We start from the raw sequence: 17978 nt of genomic DNA, 5'->3' as shown, positions 1-17978 counted from the left end.
GTGCGAGGGAAACGGGCTCGTCAGGCGTAGGTGAGCATCGTCAACCACTGCGCGACGAGCGCGGGCTTGGTCTCGCCCTCGATCTCGACCGTGCACTCGTGGTTGAGCTGCACGTTGTTGTCGCCCTTCTTCTGGACGTCGATCAGCTTGCGGTGCACGCGGATCTTGGAATTCACCTTGACCGCGTTCACGAAGCGCACCTTGTCGAAGCCGTAGTTCACGCCCATGATGACGCCGTTGTAGGCCTCGGGCGCGAGCGGCTTCAGGGTCGTGGTCAGGTGCGTCAGCATCGACAGCGTGAGGAAGCCGTGCGCAATCGTCACCTTGTAGGGCGAGAGCTGCGCCGCCTTCTCCGGGTCGACGTGGATGAACTGGTGGTCGAGCGTGCAGTCGGCGAACTGGTTGATCCGCTCCTGCGTGATCTGGAACCACTCGCCCGGCTCCTCGACCTTGCCGATCAGCCCCTTGAAGATCTCGACCGCCTTGTCTGCGTTGTTCGCCATGTCGACCTCACTTTCGCGGCTTCCCCTAGCCATCTGCCGCGGCTCGTTCAACGGTGCCCGGCCGGGCGCGGGACCGCGTGCTTCCGCGGGCCGAATGGGATAGGAGGCCCGCCGTGGCTGCCCGAGCCGAGTCGACGGTAGGCGCAGCCGACGCCCAGCGCGCTCGGCCTCGCGGCGGCGTGCTCACGTCCTTCGCGCCGTGGATCGTCTTCTGGATCCTGATCGGCAACGTCGACTTCCGGCTCGCGATGCTGGTCGCCCTGGCGATCGCCGCGCTGCACGCGTTCCGCGAAGCGCGTGCGACGGGCAACGTGAAGGTGCTCGACGTCGGCACGGCGGTCGCCTTCGCGGTGCTGCTCGCGCTCACCTGGGTGCTCGACGAGGACTTTCTCGAGCGCTGGATGCAGGCGCTCGGCAACGGCGCGCTGTTCGCGATCGCGCTCGCGTCGGTCCTGATCGGCAAGCCGTTCGTGCTCGCCTACGCCAAGGAGGACGCGCCGCCCGAGATCTGGAACGAGCCGCTCTTCCTGCGCACCGTGAACGTCATCACGTGGGTCTGGATCGCGGCGTTCGCGGTGATGACGGTGTCGGCCGCGGTGCCGCCGCTGGTCGATCCCGCGGCGACGCTGCGCGACGAGAACGCGACGCTCGCGACGGTCTTCTACTGGGTGATCCCCGCGATCGCGCTCGCGGGCGCGATCCTGTTCACGAAGCGCTATCCGGAGCACGTGAGTCGAGCGGCGGGATCGTGAAGCGCTCGCGCAGCGCCTCGAGCGGCTCCTCGACGTAAATCCAAAAGTCCCAATCCGGCGCGAAGACGTCCACGCTGGTCGCGGCGCCGCGTGACCACGCCTCCCAGAAGCGCACCGGGTCGAGCGCGCCCCTTGCCGAGCGCGCGACCTGGTTGATCTCGATGCCGAGGTGCCAGCTGAACAGCACCGGCAGGACGTGCCCCGCCATCGGCTGGTTCGGGTGCATCGCGGCGGTGAAGGTCGAGGTGAGGATCTCGCCGCGCGGCGAGGTGTCGTAGCCGGCGAGCACGTGCACCGAGTCGTGCGGCGTCGCGAAGGCCTCGTTGAGCGCGCTCGGCGCGCCGGGCAGCGCGTAGCCGTTCGCGCGGTAGTGCCGGAAGTACGCGAGGCCGAACGTCCCTTCGGGGAGCTTGCCGAGCGCCTCGTAGCGCGCGTGCAGCGCAAGATCGGGCCGCTCGCGGTACGGCAGCAGAAAGGCCATCGCGTGCGCCTGGTCGGAGTCGCTCGCGGGCCACGGATGGTTCGTGACGCTCTCGAGGTTGCGCCGCGTCATGTCGGCGAGCGCGCGCTGCAGCTCGCCGTGCGCGGCGCTCGCGACGTCGCGGACGTAGGGCTCGTCGATGCCGAGCGCCGCGGCGTACGCGAGGACCGCGTCGACCTTGTCGCGGTCGAGCGTGCCGTCGACGAAGGCCATGACCGTGAGGAGGTGGGCCGCGTCGCGCGCGAGCGCGTCCGATCCCACGAGCGCGGACGCGAGCTGCTGCGGCGCGATGCGATCCCCCGCGAACGGATCGCTCGGTTGCTCGGCGCCGAACAGGTAGTGCGCCGCCGCGCGCACCGACGCCCGGTCCGCAGCCGTGACGCCGCCCGAGCCGCGAACGGACGCGATCGCGGCCATCGCGCCGAGAATCGCGGCCGTCTGCTCGCTGGTCGCCTTCAAGCGCATGTTCGTCGATCTCGCCTCGGACCGCCCCGCGCGCTTCCGCACGTGCGCACCGCGCGAGGCGTCTCGGCGCTTCATCTTCAACGAGGATGCAGCGACGGAATCAACTCCATCCCGGAAGCTCCCTTGGACTCCGATCGCCGTAGCTCGGCGCGCCGGCTACACGCCGGACAAGGAGGTGACGTGATGGTCGAGCTTCCCCTCACCGGCGGCTGCCAGTGCGGCACGCTGCGCTACGAGATCCGTCGAACGCCGCTCGTGGCCTACAACTGCCACTGCACCAACTGCCAGCGGATCGGCGGCGGCGCCTTCTCGACGCCGCTTGTCGTGCTCGAAGACGGCTTCGCCTTCACCCAGGGCGAGCCACGCACCTTCGAGTGGACCTCGGACGTCGGCACGCGGCGCTTCGGCTGGTTCTGCGGCGACTGCGGCTGCCGCATCGCCCACGGCGCGATCCCGTCCTCGGGGATCCTCAGCGTCCGCAGCGGGACGCTCGACGATCCCTCGTGGGTCGAGCCGGTCGGCGACATCTGGACGCGCAGCGCCCGGGCGTGGGCGCTGTGGGGCGACCGGATCCGCATCGAGAAGCAGCCGACGGACTACGGGCCGTTCCTCGAGCGCTTCCAGCGTCAGGGGCGGTTCGGGTCGTGAGCGAATGAAGGCGCGCCGGCGCGGAACCGCGCTCGCACGCAGCCGCGCCTACCGCCTGCTGCGCAGCGCCCGCGCCGCCTCGGCGCGCATGCGCTGCATCGCGTGCGTCTCCTGGTCGGCGTAGCGCTCCTCGCGCCACGGGTCGCCGTTCATGTGGTAGCCGTTCTCCTCCCAGAAGCCCGGCGGGTTCACGTCGAGGAACTCGAGCGCGCGCAGCCACTTCGCGCTCTTCCAGAAGTAGAGCTTCGGGATGACCATGCGCATCGGCCCGCCGTGGTCGGGCTCGAGGTCGCGGCCGTCGTGCTTCAGCGCCAGCACGACGTCGTCGTCGAGCAAATCCGCGAGCGTCGTGTTGGTGGTGTAGCCGCCGTAGGCGTGCTGCATGACGTACTTCGCCTCGGGCTTTGGCTTGACGACGTCGAGGATCGCGCGCAGCGGGACGCCCTCCCACTCGTTGTCCAGGCGCGACCACGTGGTGACGCAGTGGATGTCGGAGGTCATGCGCACGCGCGGCAGCTCGAGAAACTCCTGCCAGGTCCACGACGTCTCGCGCTCGACGAGGCCGAAGCAGCGGAAGGTCCACGTGGCGGGATCGAAGGGCGGCGTCGGCCCGTAGGTGAGGACCGGCCACTTGTCGGTCAGCGTCTGGCCGGGCGGGACGCGGTGCGCGAGCTCGGGTGGGATGCGTCTCATGAGAGGAAGACGATACACGCTCGACGGCGGAGAGCCAGATGGAGCACTTCGTCGATCACGCTAAGGCTTCTTCCTCCGCAAATCCCTGACGACGTCGAGAAAGGCCCGCAGTGCCGGCGGCACGGCTCGATGTCCGGGGTAGTAGACCGCAATCTCTTCCGGAGCGGGCATCCACGCGGTCAGGACCTTGCGTAGCCGGCCGTCGGACACCGCCGCTTCGGCGGCCCAATCCGCCACGTAGGCGATGCCCATGCCCCTGATCGCGGCTTCGACCATCAGCTCGTGGTCGTCGAGAACGACGGGGCCGCTTGCGTCAATCACAACTTCCTGACCGGCGCGCTCGAATTCCCATCGATAGAGCTTCCCGCTGGGCATGCGGTGCCCAACGCAACGGTGGCGGTCCAGTTCCGCTGGGGTTCTCGGCTCCCCGAAGCGGTCGAGATAGTCGGGGGACGCGACACAGACGTACGCAAACGCGCGGGGAAGCGGCACGGCGATCATGTCCTTGGGGATCGATCCGACGAGGCGCACGCCGGCATCGAAGCCGCTGGACACGATGTCGACGAGCCGCCCCTCGACGACGATGTCCACGGTCACGTCCGGATGGCGCTCTGCCATCTGCGGAAGCGCCTCGCGCACGAGCAGCCCTGCCACCAATCGCGATGCGTTGATGCGAACCGTTCCCGCGACATTGCCCCGGAACTCCGCGACGCTGTCGAGCGCCTCGTCCAGCGAGGCGAGCGCCGGCTGAAGACGGCCGAGGAGCTGATAGCCGGCTTCCGTCGGCGAGACGCTGCGCGTGGTGCGGTTCAGGAGACGCACCCCCATGCGCTCCTCGAGCGCGCGCATCGCGTGGCTCAACGTCGAAGGCGCCATGCCGATCTCGTCCGCTGCGCGGCGAAAGCTGCGGTGCGTGGCGACGGCCACGAAGGCGGTGAGATCGCTGAGCGAGGGGCGCGACATTGTTCGGATTTCTGCATCACCCCATGCCGGTTTCAACGTCTAGTGAGCACAATTCGCTCCTCCTAACTTTCCACCCGTAGGCAGTACGGAGGTGGGAGAAATGGAGACGACTTGGCTCATCACGGGCGTGGCGAGCGGTTTCGGCCGGCTGCTGGCGGAGAAGGCCCTGCTCAGGGCGACCGCGTCATCGGCACCAGCCGCAGCGCGGAGGCGCTTTCCGATCCGCGCTCACGCTACGCTCGACAGCTTCGCATCATCGCGATCGACCTCAGGGATCCGAGCTCGGTCCGTGCTGCGGTCGACCGTGCCTTCGCCGCGTCCGCTCGCATCGACGTCGTCGTCAGCAAGGCCGGTTACGGCCTTCTCGGCGCGGCGGAAGAGGCGAGCGACATGCAGGTCCGGGACATCGTCGAGACCAATCTCCTCGGCTCGATCACGCTCATCCAGTCGGTATTGCCGTACCTGCGACGGCAAGGTGGCGGCAGGGTCCTGCAGGTGTCGAGCGCGGATCGCAGCCTACGACGGGACCCCGCCGATGATGTCCGCCACTCGGTCGGTGGCTCCTGGGTGATCAAGGGCGATCCCGACCGCATGACCGACAGGCAGAAGAACGTCGCGATCGCGGCAGAGTTCACCGACGAGGAGCTGGCGCGGCTTTGAGCGCCGAAAGGACGATCCACATGGCAGGCCACAATCGAAAAGTAGATCTGCGGGACATTCTCGTGCTCGGTGCCGGTCAGCTCGGGATGGCCGTGCTGCGCGCGTTGGCGCCGAGAGTTCGTGCAGCAAGAAAGCCGATCACCGTCGTCGTCTCCCCGCGGACGTCGAACGGCGCATCCGAGCAGGATGCCGAACACTTGGCAGAGCTGCGTGCCCTCGGCGTAGAGATCATCGGCTTCGATCTCAGCGCGGACGAGGCCGCGCTGACGACCTTGTTCAGGCGTTTTCGTACCGTCGTGAATTGCACGGGTTTCGTCGCCGGCCCGGGCACCCAGTTGCGGATCACGCGCGCCGTGCTGGCGGCTGGGGTCAAGCGGTACTTCCCGTGGCAGTTCGGTGTCGACTACGACGTCGTCGGCCGCGGCAGCGGGCAACCGGTTTTCGATGAGCAGTACGAAGTTCGCGAGCTCCTCAGGGCGCAAGAAAGCACCGAGTGGGTGATCGTGTCGACCGGAATGTTCACGAGCTTCCTCTTCGAACCGACCTTCGACGTCGTCAATCTCGAGCGGAGGACGATCCACGGACTGGGCAGCTGGGACACGAAGGTCACGGTGACGACACCGGAAGACATCGGAAAGCTGACGACCGAAATCCTGCTGACGGAACCGCGAATCGCCAATGAAGTCGTCTACGTCGCGGGCGATACGATTTCTTACGGCAAGCTCGCGGAGGTGGTCGAACGGGTCACCGGCCAGACGTTCGAGAAGACGGAATGGACCATCGACAAGCTACGCGCCGATCTGGCCGCGGCACCCACCGACGTCATGACCCGTTATCGCGCCGCGTTCGCTCTCGGCGACGGCATGTGGTGGGACAAGTCGAAAACCTTCAACGCGAAGAGACGGCTCGAGGTCAAGAACGTCGAAGAATACCTGCAGGAGCAGCTCGGCTGCTGACGGAGCGATCCGTCACGCCGTGCCGTCGCATTCGATCCGGCGGCACACGTGACCGTCGTCGAGGAAAGTTCGGTGGCGCCTTCCGGCGCTCGCCTCGCCTCAGCGAACGAATGGGAGGTGCATGATGCGTGCAGTTGGCTACAAAACGAGCGGCCCGATCGAGCGTGCGGACGCCTTGATCGACATCGAGCTTCCTCGCCCAGAGCCGCGCGGGCGCGACATCCTGGTCGAGGTCGAGGCGATCTCCGTCAATCCGGTGGACACCAAGATGCGCGTCCGGAACCAGCCCCCCGAAGGCCAATATGCCGTGCTGGGCTGGGACGCAGCGGGTACCGTTGCCGCCGTCGGACCGGATGTGCGCCGTTTCAAGCCGGGCGACGCCGTCTTCTACGCCGGCGATCTCACCCGCCCCGGCGCCAACGCGGAGTTCCACCTCGTGGACGAGCGCATCGTCGGCCGGAAGCCCACCTCACTCGGATGGGCGGAAGCGGCGGCCCTGCCGCTGACGGCGATCACCGCCTGGGAGACCCTGTTCGACCGCCTGGACGTGCGGCGCGGCGTGCCCGGCGCGTCCAGCATCCTGATCATCGGCGGCGCAGGCGGCGTCGGCTCGATCGCCGTGCAGCTCGCCCGCAAGCTGACCGACCTGACGGTGATCGCAACCGCATCTCGGCCCGAGACCCGCGCCTGGGTGCAAGATCTGGGTGCGGATCTCGTGCTTGACCATTCCAAGCCCCTGGCCGACGAGATCGCCAGAGCCGGTCTGGCGGCGCCGGGCTTCGTGTTCTCCACGACGCACACGGACGAACATCTGGACGAGATTGCCGAGCTCATTGCCCCGCAAGGCCGCTTCGCCTTGATCGACGATCCAGAGACGCTCGACGTCGTGGCATTCAAGCGCAAGTCGGTCTCGATCCACTGGGAGCTGATGTTCACGCGCTCGATGTTCTCCACCCCCGACATCGAGCAGCAGGCCGCGTTGCTGGACGAGATCTCCAATCTCGTCGATGCCGGCACGATCCGCACCACGCTGGCGGAGCACTTTGGGCGCATCAATGCCGAGAATCTGAAGCGCGCCCACGCCCTGCTCGAGAGCAACCGGGCGCGCGGCAAGATCGTACTGGAGGGGTTCTAGGTTAGGCCATCCGGCTCGAGGTCGCGACCGTCGTGCTTCAGCGCCAGCACGACGTCGTCGAGCAAATCCGCGAGCGTCGTGTTGATGGTGTAGCCTCCGTATGCGCGCTGCAGGACGTACTTCGCCTCCGGCTTTGGCCTTGACGACGTCGAGGATCGCGCGCAGCGGGATGCCCCCCACTCATTGTCGAGCCGCGACCGCATGGTGACGCAGCGAATGTCGGAGGTCACGCGCACGTGCGGCCGTTCGAGACACTCCCGCCAGGCCCACGTCGTCTCGCGCTCGACGAGGCCGAAGCAGCGGAAGGTCCAGGTGGCAGGATCGACGGACCGGCTACTTGTCGGTCAGCGCCTGGCCGGGTGGGATCCGGTGCGCGAGCTCGGGTGGAATCGGCCTCATGCTTGGGCCGATCCAAGGGCAATTCCGCATTGCTCCACTCGCTCATTCGCGCACGTCCTCGAACAACCGTAAGTACGGCTCGAACACGAACCGCCGGTTGCGGGCGTAGCCGGTGATCTCTCGAAGCAAACCGATGCTCTCCAACCGGCTCACGATCTGGTTGGCCCCGGCGGTGGTGAGGTCGAGCCATTCGCGCACCGTCGCAACAGCCACGACGGGGTGGTCAAAGAGTCGATCCATCACGCGGAGCCCGTTACCCGCGGCGCGTCCGAGCCCCTCGGTGATGCGGGCACGGTACTCCTCGCGCATCCGCAAGATGGCGGCCGCGGTCTCGGCAGCTTCCCGGCTGACGTGCATGACGCCTTCCAGGAAGAACGCGAGCCAGTCTTCCCAGTCGCCGGCATCGCGCACGGCTTGCAGACGGTCATAATACTCGGCGCGGCGCTGCTTGAAGTAGTGCGAGAGGTAGAGCACGGGCTTCTTCAAGAGCTGCTTCTCGGTGAGCAGGAACGTGATGAGCAGCCGCCCCATACGGCCGTTACCGTCGAGGAAAGGGTGGATGGTCTCGAACTGGGCATGGGCGAGCCCCACCTGGATCAGCCCTGGCAGCCCTACGTCGTCATGCAAAAATTTTTCTAGATCGGCCAGGGCCTGGGGTACTTCGTGGGGTGGTGGCGGCACGAATGTGGCGTTGGCCAGCGTGCAGCCTGCGGGGCCGATCCAGTTCTGACTCGTGCGCAGCTCACCGGGCGCCAAGCCACCACCGCGCACTCCCTGCATCAGCTCAGCGTGGATCTCGCGGATCAGGCGCACCGACACCGGGAGCTCGCTCAATCGCGCAAGACCATGGTTCATGGCGCGCACGTAGTTCGCCACCTCGTGCACGTCCTTGGGCGTGTCGGGGTCGAACAGCTGTGCTTCGGCGGCCAGGAGGTTTTGCAGAGAGCTCTGCGTGCCTTCGATCTGGCTAGAAAGCACCGCCTCCTTGCGCACGTACATGAACACGAAGAGGTCGGGGTTGGGCAACGTGAGAACGGCGCCGTCGAGCCGCCCCAGGGCGTAGTCGGCATCGGACAGCCGCTCGCGGAGCGGTCCGGAAAGATCCAGGGACGGATCGGGCGGGAGGGGCGCGGGGACGAAGGCGCGATAGCCGGAAAGCTGCCGCACGTACCGGCCGGCCCGGAGACGCATGCTACCGCGTGCGTTCATGACGGGTGGGGCTCAGGCACCATAATAAACGTTGCGTTTATCATGGCGCGCTTTCCGCGCCATGCGCAACGCAACGTTCAATAACGCAGTTGCCAGGACTCTCCGCGCACCGGCGCGTACGTGGCGTCGTTCGGAACCCTACCCCCTCAACACCCCCCCCGCGCGCGCCTTCCGATCGAACCTCCCCTCCTCCACGACCACGCGCCCGTTCAGCACCACCACCTCGATCCCCACCGGCTTCTCGCGCCACGCATCCGCCACCGTCGCCGGGTCGAACACCACCAGATCCGCCGCGAGCCCGCGCTCGATCCGCCCGCGATCGCGCAGGTTCATGCGCTCCGCATTGAACCCGGTCATGCGCCGCACGGCCTCCGGGAGCGACAGCAGCCCGAGCTCGCGCACGTAGCGCCCGAGCACCCGCGGGAACGTCCCGTACGACGCGGGGTTGTCGACGCCGTTGCCGGTGAGGATCGTGTCGGTCTCGAAGCAGCACGCGCGGTGCGCCATCACCTTGCGCAGGCTCGTCTCCTCGGCTTCGCGGCCGGAGTAGTTCCAGTTCATGATCCGCGTCTGGCTGCCGAGCTCGGCGATCAAGTCCAGATACGTCACCGCCGGCGGCGTGCCGCGGTCGCGCGCGATCTCCGCGATCGTCAGACCCTCGTAGTGCGCGCGGTCGCGCTTGGGGACCCAGAGGATCTGCGTGTCCTCCCAGCGCATGCCGAGCGCGGGCAGGACGAAGTCGAGGCCGCTCACCAGCCGCTCGCGCGACTCGGGATCGGTCACCGACTTCTGGATGTCCTCCAATGCCCAGGGCGGCAGGAACACGACCAGCGTCGTGTTGCCGCCGACGTACGGGAACGCGTCGCAGGCGATGTCGACGCCCTCGTCGATCAGCGCGTCGAGGTGCTCGAGGACGCGATCCGTCGTGGGCCACGTGGTGTCGCCGACGAAGATCAGGTGCGAGTGCTGCACCTTGACGCCGTGCGCGCGCCAGATCGCGGCCGTCTCGTCGAGCGCCGTCAAGTTGCTGGGCGGACGGTCGGGGTGCTGGAGGAAGCCGAGCGCGATGTAGCTGCGCGCGTGCGAGGTGTAGACGCCGCCTCGCTCCTTCAAGGGCGCGCTCACCGCGACCAGCTCGTCGGTGTCGGCGAACACGCCCGGCGCGTAGCCGAGACCGGTCGAGAGCCCGATCGCGCCCTCGTCGAGCGCGCGGCGCACGATGTCCGCCATGCGCGCGAGCTCCTCGGGCGTCGCGGGCGAGCCGTCGCCGCCCTTCACCGCGGCGCGCACCGTGCCGTGGCCGACGAGCTGCGCGACGTTCAGCGCGAGCCCGCGCTGCTCGAGCGCGTCGAGATAGCTCGCCATGCTCGACCAGCCGTAGTCGAGGTCGCGGTCGTGCAGCATGCGGCCGATCGAGGGCACGAGGCTCTGGTTGCGGCCCTCGAGTGGCGCCGGGGAGCAGCCGCAGTTGCCGGCGACGATCGTGGTGATGCCCTGCTCGAGGAGCGGCGCCAGCACCTCGCCGTGATCGGGCTGCGGCAGTACCCAGTCGCTGTGCGAGTGCATGTCGATGAACCCGGGCGCGACCACGCGGCCCGCGCAGTCGATCGTGCGCGCGGCCTCCGCGCCCGCGAGGTCGCCGACCGCGGCGATGCGTCCGTCCTTGACGCCCACCGCGCCGACGAAGGGCTCGCCACCCGTGCCGTCGACGATCGTGCCGCCTGCGAGAACGAGATCGAAGCTCATGCGGGCCACTTTGCACGTCGACTGCAAGCGCGCCACACCGCGAACGCTGCGGCGAATTTTTTGACTCTTGCGTAGGCCTGAACCAAGGCGGTAGAGACCGATCTCCGATTCACCCCGCCCTACGGCCTCAAAACCCGCGAAAGGAGCTCCATGAACCGCCTACCCTCGTCTTGCGTTCGCCCCGTCCGGCGTAGCGGGACGCTTCGCCTCGGCCTGCTGTGCGCGGCGCTCCTGCTGCCGACCGCAGCCAGCGCCGCGACCATCGTGGTCGACGCCGACGGCACCTACGACGCCGCCACCGACGGCTGCGACGGCACGGATCCCACGTTCAGCACGATCAACGCCGCGCACGCCGCGGCGTCCGACGGTGACACGATCTTCGTCTGCCCCGGCGTCTACAACGAGCCGCAGATCAACATCACCAAGGCGATCACCCTGCAGGGCTCGGGCGCGGAGAGCACGATCATCGACGGCGGCGGCGGCACGGGCCTCACCGACGGCGGCACGATCCGCATCCGCACCAACACCGGCGACGTCAAGGTCGACGGCTTCACGGTGCGCAATCCAGCCGCCGTGGGCGCGAATCCGAACGGCGTCCGCTTCGGCTTCAGCGTCAAGGCGAACCAGCCGGTGACCTACACGATCACCAACAACATCATCGAAGGCACGAACGACCCGACGAAGAACCAGGACTACGGCATCTACGCGAACGGTCCGGCGGCCGTCGAGACGCTGATCATCCAGCACAACATCCTGCGCAACACGGGCTCGAATCCGATCCTGATCGAGAACCACCCCGGCCCGACGGACGTGAGCTACAACACGTTCGATCGCGGCGTCGCTGCGGCGGGCGTGTCGGCGTACTTCAACATGGCCTACGGCAACCTGCCGATCACCTCGCTCCAGCGCGTGAGCAACAACGTGATCAACCTGGGCAACGACCCGGGACCGTACACCGAGGCCAACGCGAGCACCGGCATCCAGTTCTACGGTGCCTTCGGCGGGACGCTCGGCACGTTCAGCAACGTCGAGATCACGGGCAACACGATCACCAACGTCGTCGACTACCGCCGCGCCATCGCGCTGACCAACGGCTCCGCCGCGCCGGGCACCAACGGCGAGATCATCAACGCCGTGGTCTCGTGCAACCAGATCAGCGGTCCGGGAGCGCCCGGCTCGATCGGCATCCGCCTGAGCGGCCTGGTCAGCAGCCCGACCATCGTCAATAACGAAATTGATGGCGTCGACACCGCGGTGCAAGCGCGCGAGGGCACCGGCGGTCAGGTCGCGACCGGGATCGCGCTGAACGAGAACAGCTTCACGAACATCGGCACGTTCGCGATCGACTGGTGGGGCACGACGCCCTTCGACGCCACGAACAACTGGTACGGCGCGGCGAGCGGCCCGACCGTGGCGACCAATCCGTCGGGCACCGGCGCGGCGATCGGCGCGAGCGGCGGTCCGGCCGGCGCGGGCGTCGTCGACTACGAGCCGTGGCTCACCACGGGCGCCGACGCCGAGCCCGGCACCTGCTTCATCCCCGACGACCCGAGTGCGTGCATCGGCGGCGGCGTGTTCGAGACCAAGCCGAAGTCGCGCGTCGTGCTGACCAAGATCAACACCGACGCGACCCCGGGCAACGACGGTCTGACGATCAGCGCGTCCTTCACGCTGCCCGTCGGCAAGACGTTCGCGGAGGTCCAGCCCGACCTGCAGGGCGCGCGCATCGTGCTGCTCGCGCAGGACGGCACGCCGCGCCTCGACGTCACGATCCCGCCGGGCGCCTACGACAAGGCGACCAAGGTGGGCTGGAAGCGCTCGGGCAACGGCAAGGCGATCCGCTTCAACGACCGCAGCGGAGCGGCCGCGGGCGGCATCCACCAGGTCGTGATCAACGACAAGAACAGCCCGAAGACGCCGCGCCGCGTGAAGGTGCTGGTCAAGGGCAAGAAGAGCACCTACGCGGTGACCGGCGCCGACGTGCCGGTGCAGGCGATCGTCACGCTCGGCGACGAGACGGCGGCCGCCGCGGGGCTGTGCGGCGAGAGCGCGTACGCCCCGGCCGACTGCCGCTTCAACCCGAAGGGCAACCGGCTGACCTGCCGCCGGTGATCCAACCCGCCGTCTAAATGGTTTGACGGCGTGATCCTCGACGGCCCGGCCCGACGCCTCGTGCGCGGGCCGGGCCGTCGCGTTTGCAGCGCTCGCAGCGTCGGCGTCCGCAGCGTCGCCGCCGCGTCGGGTCGAGCGCGCCCTCGCGGCGGGCGCGCGCTTCCGCTCAGCGCCGCGGCTCGATACGGAGCAAGCGCCCGTCGTCCTCGTCGGTGAGGACGTAGACGAAGCCGTCCGGCCCCTGACGGACGTCGCGCACGCGGTCGCCGACCAGGATGCTCTCCTGCCCGACGGCGTTGCCCTGCGCGTCGAGCTCGACGCGGCGCACGTCCTTGCTGACGAGGCCGCCGCTCAGCAGGCTGCCGCGCCAGCCCGGGTAGCGGTCGCCGCTGTACACCGCGAGCCCGGACGGCGCCGGCGACGGCACCCAGGCCACAACCGGGTCGACCATGCCGGGCACCGAGGGCTGGCCGACCGGCTCGTTCGTGCGGTAGTCGCGGCCGAAGCTCTGGAGCGGCCAGCCGTAGTTCTTGCCGCCCTCGATCAGGTTGATCTCGTCGCCGCCCCGCGGTCCGTGCTCGCTCGCCCAGACGCGGCCCGTCGCGGGATCGCGCGCGAGCCCCTGGATGTTGCGGTGGCCGTAGGTCCAGATCTCGGGCTTCGCGCCCGGTTTGTCGGCGAACGGGTTGCCGAGCGCCGGCTTGCCGTCCTCCGTCAAGCGCAGGATCTTCCCCAGATGGCTGTCGAGGCGCTGCGCCTGCTCGCGAGAGAGCGCGCCGCCGATCTCGAGCGGCGGGTTGCCGCCGTCGCCGACGCTCATCAGCAGCGTGCCGTCGGGCAGCCAGAGGAGCCGCGAGCCGAAGTGCTGTCCTCCGCTCTTCACCGGCTCGACCTCGAAGAGCGTCTCGATGTCGCGCAGCCGATTGCCGTCGAGGACGCCGCGCACGAGGATCGTGCGGTTGGCGTTCGCCGTGCCGGTCGACATCGTCAAGTAGATGCGCGGCGTCGGACCCGTGTCCTTCGGGTGCGGCGCGACGTCCATCAGCCCGCCCTGCCCCTCGCTCATCACCGGCGGCAGGCCCTCGAGCTCGATCTCGCGGAAGCGGTCGCCCTCGAGGACGTAGAGCGCGCCCTTCTTCGCGGTGACGAGCGCGCGCCCGTCGGGCAACCAGGCGATCGACCACGGCTGATCGATGCCGCGCGCCACCAGCGTGAGCTCGTAGCCCGTCACCCGCGGCGGCATCCCAGATGGCTCGACCGCGCTCGCGCGCTCGCTCGCCAGCAGGAGCACGAGCGGCAGCGCGGCAAGCGCCGCCCGCGCTCCGTATCCGTGTCCTCCGCGTGCCCGTGTCGCTCGTCGGTGCATGGCTCCCCTCCGCTTCGAGCGTACTCGAACCACGCACCGACGAAACAGCCCGGACGCGATCAGCGGCAGAGCAGGTTCGCCTTCGTCGCCCGGCAGCTCGGCGACGGCGCCCCCGCGTCGCCGAAGTGCACGGTCGCGCACTCGGCCGAGGTGCCGAAGCCGATCGTGACGTCGTGCGCGCCCGCCGCGGGCACGGCCGGCGCACCGAGCAAGCGCGCCTTGATCGCGAGCCGTCCGTTCTCGCGCGCCGAGCGGTCGGCGACGTCGAGCGCGCGCACGGCGCCGCGCAGCCCCTTCGGATCGCTGTAGCGCCAGCGCGTGCCGGCGCGGTTCGTCTTCCACCCTTCGCCGCCAGGGATGGTGACGTCGAGCACGCCGGCGACGACGAGGCGCACGCCGTTCGTCGCCGGCGAGAGCCGCGTCCACGGCTTCGGCACGAGCGCCGTGCCCTCGATCACGAGCTGACCCCTCGCGGCGCGCGCACGCATGCGGGGCTTCTCGAGCGGGATCGTGCACACCTCGGGGTCGGCGACCGGCGTCGCCGCCGGCGTGGCGGTCGGCGCGGGCGTCGGCGCAGGCGGGTCGTCCGTGCCCTGCTTCCATGCCGTCAAGAGCAAACGTAGCGCCTGCGGCGGATTGGTCGGCTCGGGATCACCCGTCTGGCTGAGCTGGTTGATGCCGTGGCAGCTCGAGCAGACGCGGATCTCGCCGGCCTGGAAGCTGAGCCAGTTGCGCTCGCGCACGATGCCCGTGCCGTCGTCGTCGGTGAGCTGCCAGCTCAGCGCGCGACGCGCGGGCACGAGCGCTGCGACGGAGCCGTCGGGCGCGATCTCGACGGCGCCCTCGGGCGCGCCTTCCGCCTGCGACACGAGCGGGCCGTGCATCGGCCGCGCGAGCGGACGGCGTCCCGGGCTCGGCTGATCCACACCGCCGTAGCCGCGCACGTAGTCGGCCTGGAAGATCTGCATGTAGCTCACGTCGTACACCGTGCCGCTCGCGGCGATCGACGACACTCCATCCGGCACGCGCAGGTTGAACGGCTGCTGGCGGTCGGCGCGGTCGCGCTGCGTGACGTTGCGGCTGACGATGAGCGCGAGCTCGTTGGCGCGCAGCCAGGCGCGGAAGGCGTCCAGGTCGACGTTCTCCTCGGCGAACACCTGCGCCTCGATCGCCGGCAGCACCGAGCGCCGCGGCTGCGGCACCGGACGGCTCACGACCTCGACCGGATCGAGCTCCCAGAGCGGTCCGTCGTACGTGACCAGCACGTCGGGCGACCACCAGCTCACTTGCTTGACGATGCCCGGCGTCAGGTTCGCGACCGGCGCGTAGTGCTCGCCCTGCTTGACGAGCTTCTTGAGCCGGTAGTCGTACGACCAGTTCGGGGACGTGCCGCTGCCGCGGTTCTCGAGCTGTCCGTCGGCGTCGGTGTGCACGGCGATGAGCGTGCCGTCGGAGAGCGGCAGCGGGTTGCGGAAGTAGCCGGTCTCCTCGGGGACGTCCGCGTCGTCGCTGGTCGGCGTCACGGCGGTCAGCACCATCTCGGCCGCGTTGAGCGACGGCGCGCCCGTCAAGCGCAGAAGCGTGCCGCCGGTCGCGGTGCCGAACTCCGGCGCGTAGGTGGCGAGGAAGTCGCCCGGACGCGTCGGATCCTCGCGCAGGTGGAAGAGCCCGCCGTCGCCGCGCAGCCGCAGCCGGTTCGCGTGCAGGTGCTCGGGCACGTAGTAGGTCAGGTTCGGATCGTCGACGAAGCTGCCGTCGGTGTAGCTGCCGCCGAGCTCGTGGCGGCCGACGTGGTTCAGCGTCTCCTCCGCCGTGCCGTCCTCGTTCACCTCCCAGGGGAAGAAGTGGTTGAAGCGGTGGCGCGCGAGCGCCGGCGAGTACGCCGGATCGTTCTGGTTGCGCGGCTCGGGGAAGACCTCGGCGCCGACGATGCTGGTCGTGACCGGCGCGTCCGCCGCCTCACTCGCCCACGTGATCGCGCCGTAGGTCGCCGCGGTCGACGGCGAGTCGGCCTGCTGGTCGCGCTGCAGGTGGTCCCACTTGGTGAAGATCACGCGGCCGAAGCTGTCGAGCGACAGCCCGAACGCGCCGCTCGGCGCGTGCTCGATGAGCTCGAGCTCGCCGGTCGCCTCGTCGAGCGCGTAGATGCCGGCGACCGTCGGCGCCGACTCGTACTCGTCGCGCGGCGGGTAGTGGTGCGCGGCACCGCTCGGCGGACGGTCGGAGGTGAAGAGGATGCGGCCGTCGGTCGCGTAGATCGGCGAGACGTTGTTGAAGTTGGTCGGCTGTCCGGCGATCGGGCGGATGCTCGCGGTCTCGTTCCGGCCGAGGCCCGTCACCTCGTAGATCTGCCAGCGGTACGAGCGCACCTCGTACTGCCGCGTCGGCGCGCCGACCACCATCGAGAACAGCGCCTTGGTGCCGCTCCAGTGCACGCACGGCTCGCGCACGGCGATCGCGTTGGCCCCTTGCATGCCGTCGCTGCCGTAGCCCGCCTCCTGCGTGAGGAAGCGCAGCGTGCCGTCGCCATAGCGAATGACGAGGTCGCCGCCGCGCGGCGCCGCGACGAGACTCGGTACGTGGTTGCCGAACGTGCTCGTCACCGACGCGAAACCGCCGACCGGCACCTGAGTGACGAACAGGATCGGATTCGGCGTCGTCGGCGCGGGCTGCGCGTGGGCGACCGTCGAGAGCAGAAATGGCAGTGCGAGCGCGAGCGTCGTGAGCTTGCCGTGCATCGATCGTCCCCCTCCTGGCGACCGTCGCGGGCGCGACGGCGTGCGCCGCACCCAAGAAACGCGCCAGCAGAATGGCACGGCGTGGGCGCGCCCGACACGGGGTTCGGGCGCGCCCGTGCGTCACGCGCTCGTCACGTGCTCGACGCCGTGGTCACGGCGCGGCGTCGAGGATCGCGAGCTCGGTGACCGGCGCGCCGTCGCTCCACGTCCCCATGAAGCGGTGCTCCGGCGTGTCTCCCAAGCCGTACGCACAGTTGGTGCCGAAGAACGCGCAATCGGTGAGGCCGTCGAGGATCTTCCAGGTGCCGTACCAGTCGAGCGCGTCGACGACGCGCCCGCCGCCGCCGCCGGTCGTCGCGAACGTGTGGTCGGCGACCAGGTCGGGCGTTCCGCGCGTGTCGGAGAACATCCACACGTAGTCGCGGTTCGCGAGCGGCACGTGCGCGGTGCGGCTCCAGATGAGGTCGCAACCGTCATCCGCGGCGAGGACGTCCTCGTCGCCGACGACGCAGTTCATGAGCACCGACGCCGGCACGCCGGAGAGCGTGTCGAGGTTGTCGTGCCACGGCGCGACCGCGAGCAGCGCGCGCGGCTGCGGCAGCCCCGCCGACTGCCAGCGGTGCGCCATGTTCATCGTCACGACACCTCCGTAGGAGTGTCCCGCGATCGCGAAGCGCGAGAGCTGCGGCTGCACGCGCGACGGCGACGCCTGCAGCCAGGCGAGCGCGTTCTTCACCGCGGTGATCGCGTTGCCGGTGTAGTTGCGCGGCAGTGTGAGCAGCGTCGCCTGGTAGCGCGGGTAGATGACGATGTTGCCGCGCCGCACGAGGTGCTCGAGCCAGGCGAGGTAGTAGGTCGGCTCCATCGCGCCGTAGCCGTGGTTGAAGACCACGACCGGCGCCGACGCCGGCTGCGGGCTCGCCGGCTGGTACACCCAGTACTGCGTGTTGCCCGAGCCGTTCGAGACCACCGTGTAGCCGGCGTGCGGGTACGAGCTGCCGCCGGGACCGCTCGAAGGCTGTCCCGGCGGGGTCTGCGCCGACGCCGCCCCGACCCGGAGCGCGCCGACCATGCCGAGGGCCGCGATGCTGCCGAGGGCCACGATCGTTCGCCGTGTACGCGTGCTTCGCATGACTCCCTCCTTCGCCGGAT

At 69.2% G+C, this 17978-nt stretch carries 15 protein-coding genes and 1 pseudogene; 6 read left to right on the top strand and 10 right to left on the bottom strand.

Features of this window, described 5'->3' with window-relative positions; all coding sequences use genetic code 11:
• Window positions 1-20: 20 nt before the first annotated feature.
• Window positions 21-503, bottom strand: a complete 483-nt coding sequence (locus VIS07_21445; GenBank protein ID HEY8518082.1) for a MaoC family dehydratase — start codon at window positions 501-503, stop codon at window positions 21-23.
• Window positions 504-682: 179 nt separating this feature from the next.
• On the opposite strand from VIS07_21445, the gene VIS07_21440 reads away from it, so the two are divergent.
• Window positions 683-1255, top strand: coding sequence for a hypothetical protein (locus VIS07_21440; protein HEY8518081.1), 573 nt, complete (start codon window positions 683-685; stop codon window positions 1253-1255).
• Here VIS07_21440 and VIS07_21435 read toward each other — a convergent pair.
• Window positions 1209-2195, bottom strand: coding sequence for a hypothetical protein (locus tag VIS07_21435; GenBank protein ID HEY8518080.1), 987 nt, complete (start codon window positions 2193-2195; stop codon window positions 1209-1211). The two genes, VIS07_21440 and VIS07_21435, sit on opposite strands and share 47 nt — an antisense overlap.
• A 189-nt stretch (window positions 2196-2384) precedes the next feature.
• On the opposite strand from VIS07_21435, the gene VIS07_21430 reads away from it, so the two are divergent.
• Window positions 2385-2849, top strand: coding sequence for a GFA family protein (locus VIS07_21430; GenBank protein ID HEY8518079.1), 465 nt, complete (start codon window positions 2385-2387; stop codon window positions 2847-2849).
• A 48-nt stretch (window positions 2850-2897) separates the two neighbouring features.
• Here VIS07_21430 and VIS07_21425 read toward each other — a convergent pair whose 3' ends face one another.
• Together VIS07_21425 and VIS07_21420 are read right to left on the bottom strand one after the other, a co-directional pair.
• Window positions 2898-3542: a sulfite oxidase-like oxidoreductase gene (locus VIS07_21425; GenBank protein HEY8518078.1), complete on the bottom strand. Its 645-nt coding sequence runs from the start codon at window positions 3540-3542 to the stop codon at window positions 2898-2900.
• A gap of 60 nt (window positions 3543-3602) precedes the next feature.
• Window positions 3603-4505 (bottom strand): LysR family transcriptional regulator, encoded by a 903-nt coding sequence (locus VIS07_21420; protein HEY8518077.1) that lies wholly within the window; start codon window positions 4503-4505, stop codon window positions 3603-3605.
• A 111-nt stretch (window positions 4506-4616) separates the two neighbouring features.
• Between VIS07_21420 and VIS07_21415 the strand changes: the two genes are divergently transcribed.
• From VIS07_21415 to VIS07_21405, 3 genes are all read left to right on the top strand, one after another.
• Window positions 4617-5165: an SDR family NAD(P)-dependent oxidoreductase gene (locus VIS07_21415; protein HEY8518076.1), complete on the top strand. Its 549-nt coding sequence runs from the start codon at window positions 4617-4619 to the stop codon at window positions 5163-5165.
• A 20-nt stretch (window positions 5166-5185) separates the two neighbouring features.
• Window positions 5186-6121: an aromatic alcohol reductase gene (locus VIS07_21410; GenBank protein HEY8518075.1), complete on the top strand. Its 936-nt coding sequence runs from the start codon at window positions 5186-5188 to the stop codon at window positions 6119-6121.
• Between the two features lie 124 nt (window positions 6122-6245).
• A complete protein-coding gene (locus VIS07_21405) occupies window positions 6246-7256 on the top strand; it encodes a zinc-binding alcohol dehydrogenase family protein (protein HEY8518074.1) in 1011 nt (336 codons plus the stop codon).
• Here the strand turns inward: VIS07_21405 and VIS07_21400 are convergent.
• The 3 genes and pseudogenes from VIS07_21400 to VIS07_21390 form a co-directional block, all read right to left on the bottom strand.
• Window positions 7253-7573 (bottom strand): annotated as a pseudogene (locus VIS07_21400) (molybdopterin-dependent oxidoreductase). The gene VIS07_21405 and the pseudogene VIS07_21400 sit on opposite strands and share 4 nt — an antisense overlap.
• 124 nt (window positions 7574-7697) lie before the next feature.
• Window positions 7698-8864: a Fic family protein gene (locus tag VIS07_21395; GenBank protein HEY8518073.1), complete on the bottom strand. Its 1167-nt coding sequence runs from the start codon at window positions 8862-8864 to the stop codon at window positions 7698-7700.
• 138 nt (window positions 8865-9002) lie between these two features.
• Window positions 9003-10610 (bottom strand): D-aminoacylase, encoded by a 1608-nt coding sequence (locus tag VIS07_21390; protein HEY8518072.1) that lies wholly within the window; start codon window positions 10608-10610, stop codon window positions 9003-9005.
• Window positions 10611-10760: 150 nt separating this feature from the next.
• Here VIS07_21390 and VIS07_21385 point away from each other — a divergent pair, with 150 nt between their 5' ends.
• Complete coding sequence (locus VIS07_21385; protein ID HEY8518071.1) at window positions 10761-12722, top strand: hypothetical protein; 1962 nt, start codon at window positions 10761-10763, stop codon at window positions 12720-12722.
• Window positions 12723-12888: 166 nt separating this feature from the next.
• Here VIS07_21385 and VIS07_21380 read toward each other — a convergent pair whose 3' ends face one another.
• The 3 genes from VIS07_21380 to VIS07_21370 form a co-directional block, all read right to left on the bottom strand.
• On the bottom strand, window positions 12889-13965 hold the full coding sequence (locus VIS07_21380) for a PQQ-dependent sugar dehydrogenase (GenBank protein ID HEY8518070.1): 1077 nt from the start codon (window positions 13963-13965) through the stop codon (window positions 12889-12891).
• A 182-nt stretch (window positions 13966-14147) separates the two neighbouring features.
• Window positions 14148-16826: a hypothetical protein gene (locus VIS07_21375; GenBank protein HEY8518069.1), complete on the bottom strand. Its 2679-nt coding sequence runs from the start codon at window positions 16824-16826 to the stop codon at window positions 14148-14150.
• Window positions 16827-16977: 151 nt separating this feature from the next.
• Window positions 16978-17958 (bottom strand): alpha/beta hydrolase, encoded by a 981-nt coding sequence (locus tag VIS07_21370; GenBank protein HEY8518068.1) that lies wholly within the window; start codon window positions 17956-17958, stop codon window positions 16978-16980.
• Window positions 17959-17978: the final 20 nt, after the last annotated feature.

The sequence above is a fragment of the Candidatus Binatia bacterium genome, from assembly GCA_036563615.1.
GTDB lineage: Bacteria > Desulfobacterota > Binatia > UBA12015 > UBA12015 > DATCMB01.
Note: the sequence above shows the minus strand (reverse complement) of the source record. Positions and strands in the feature narration are given on the sequence as shown.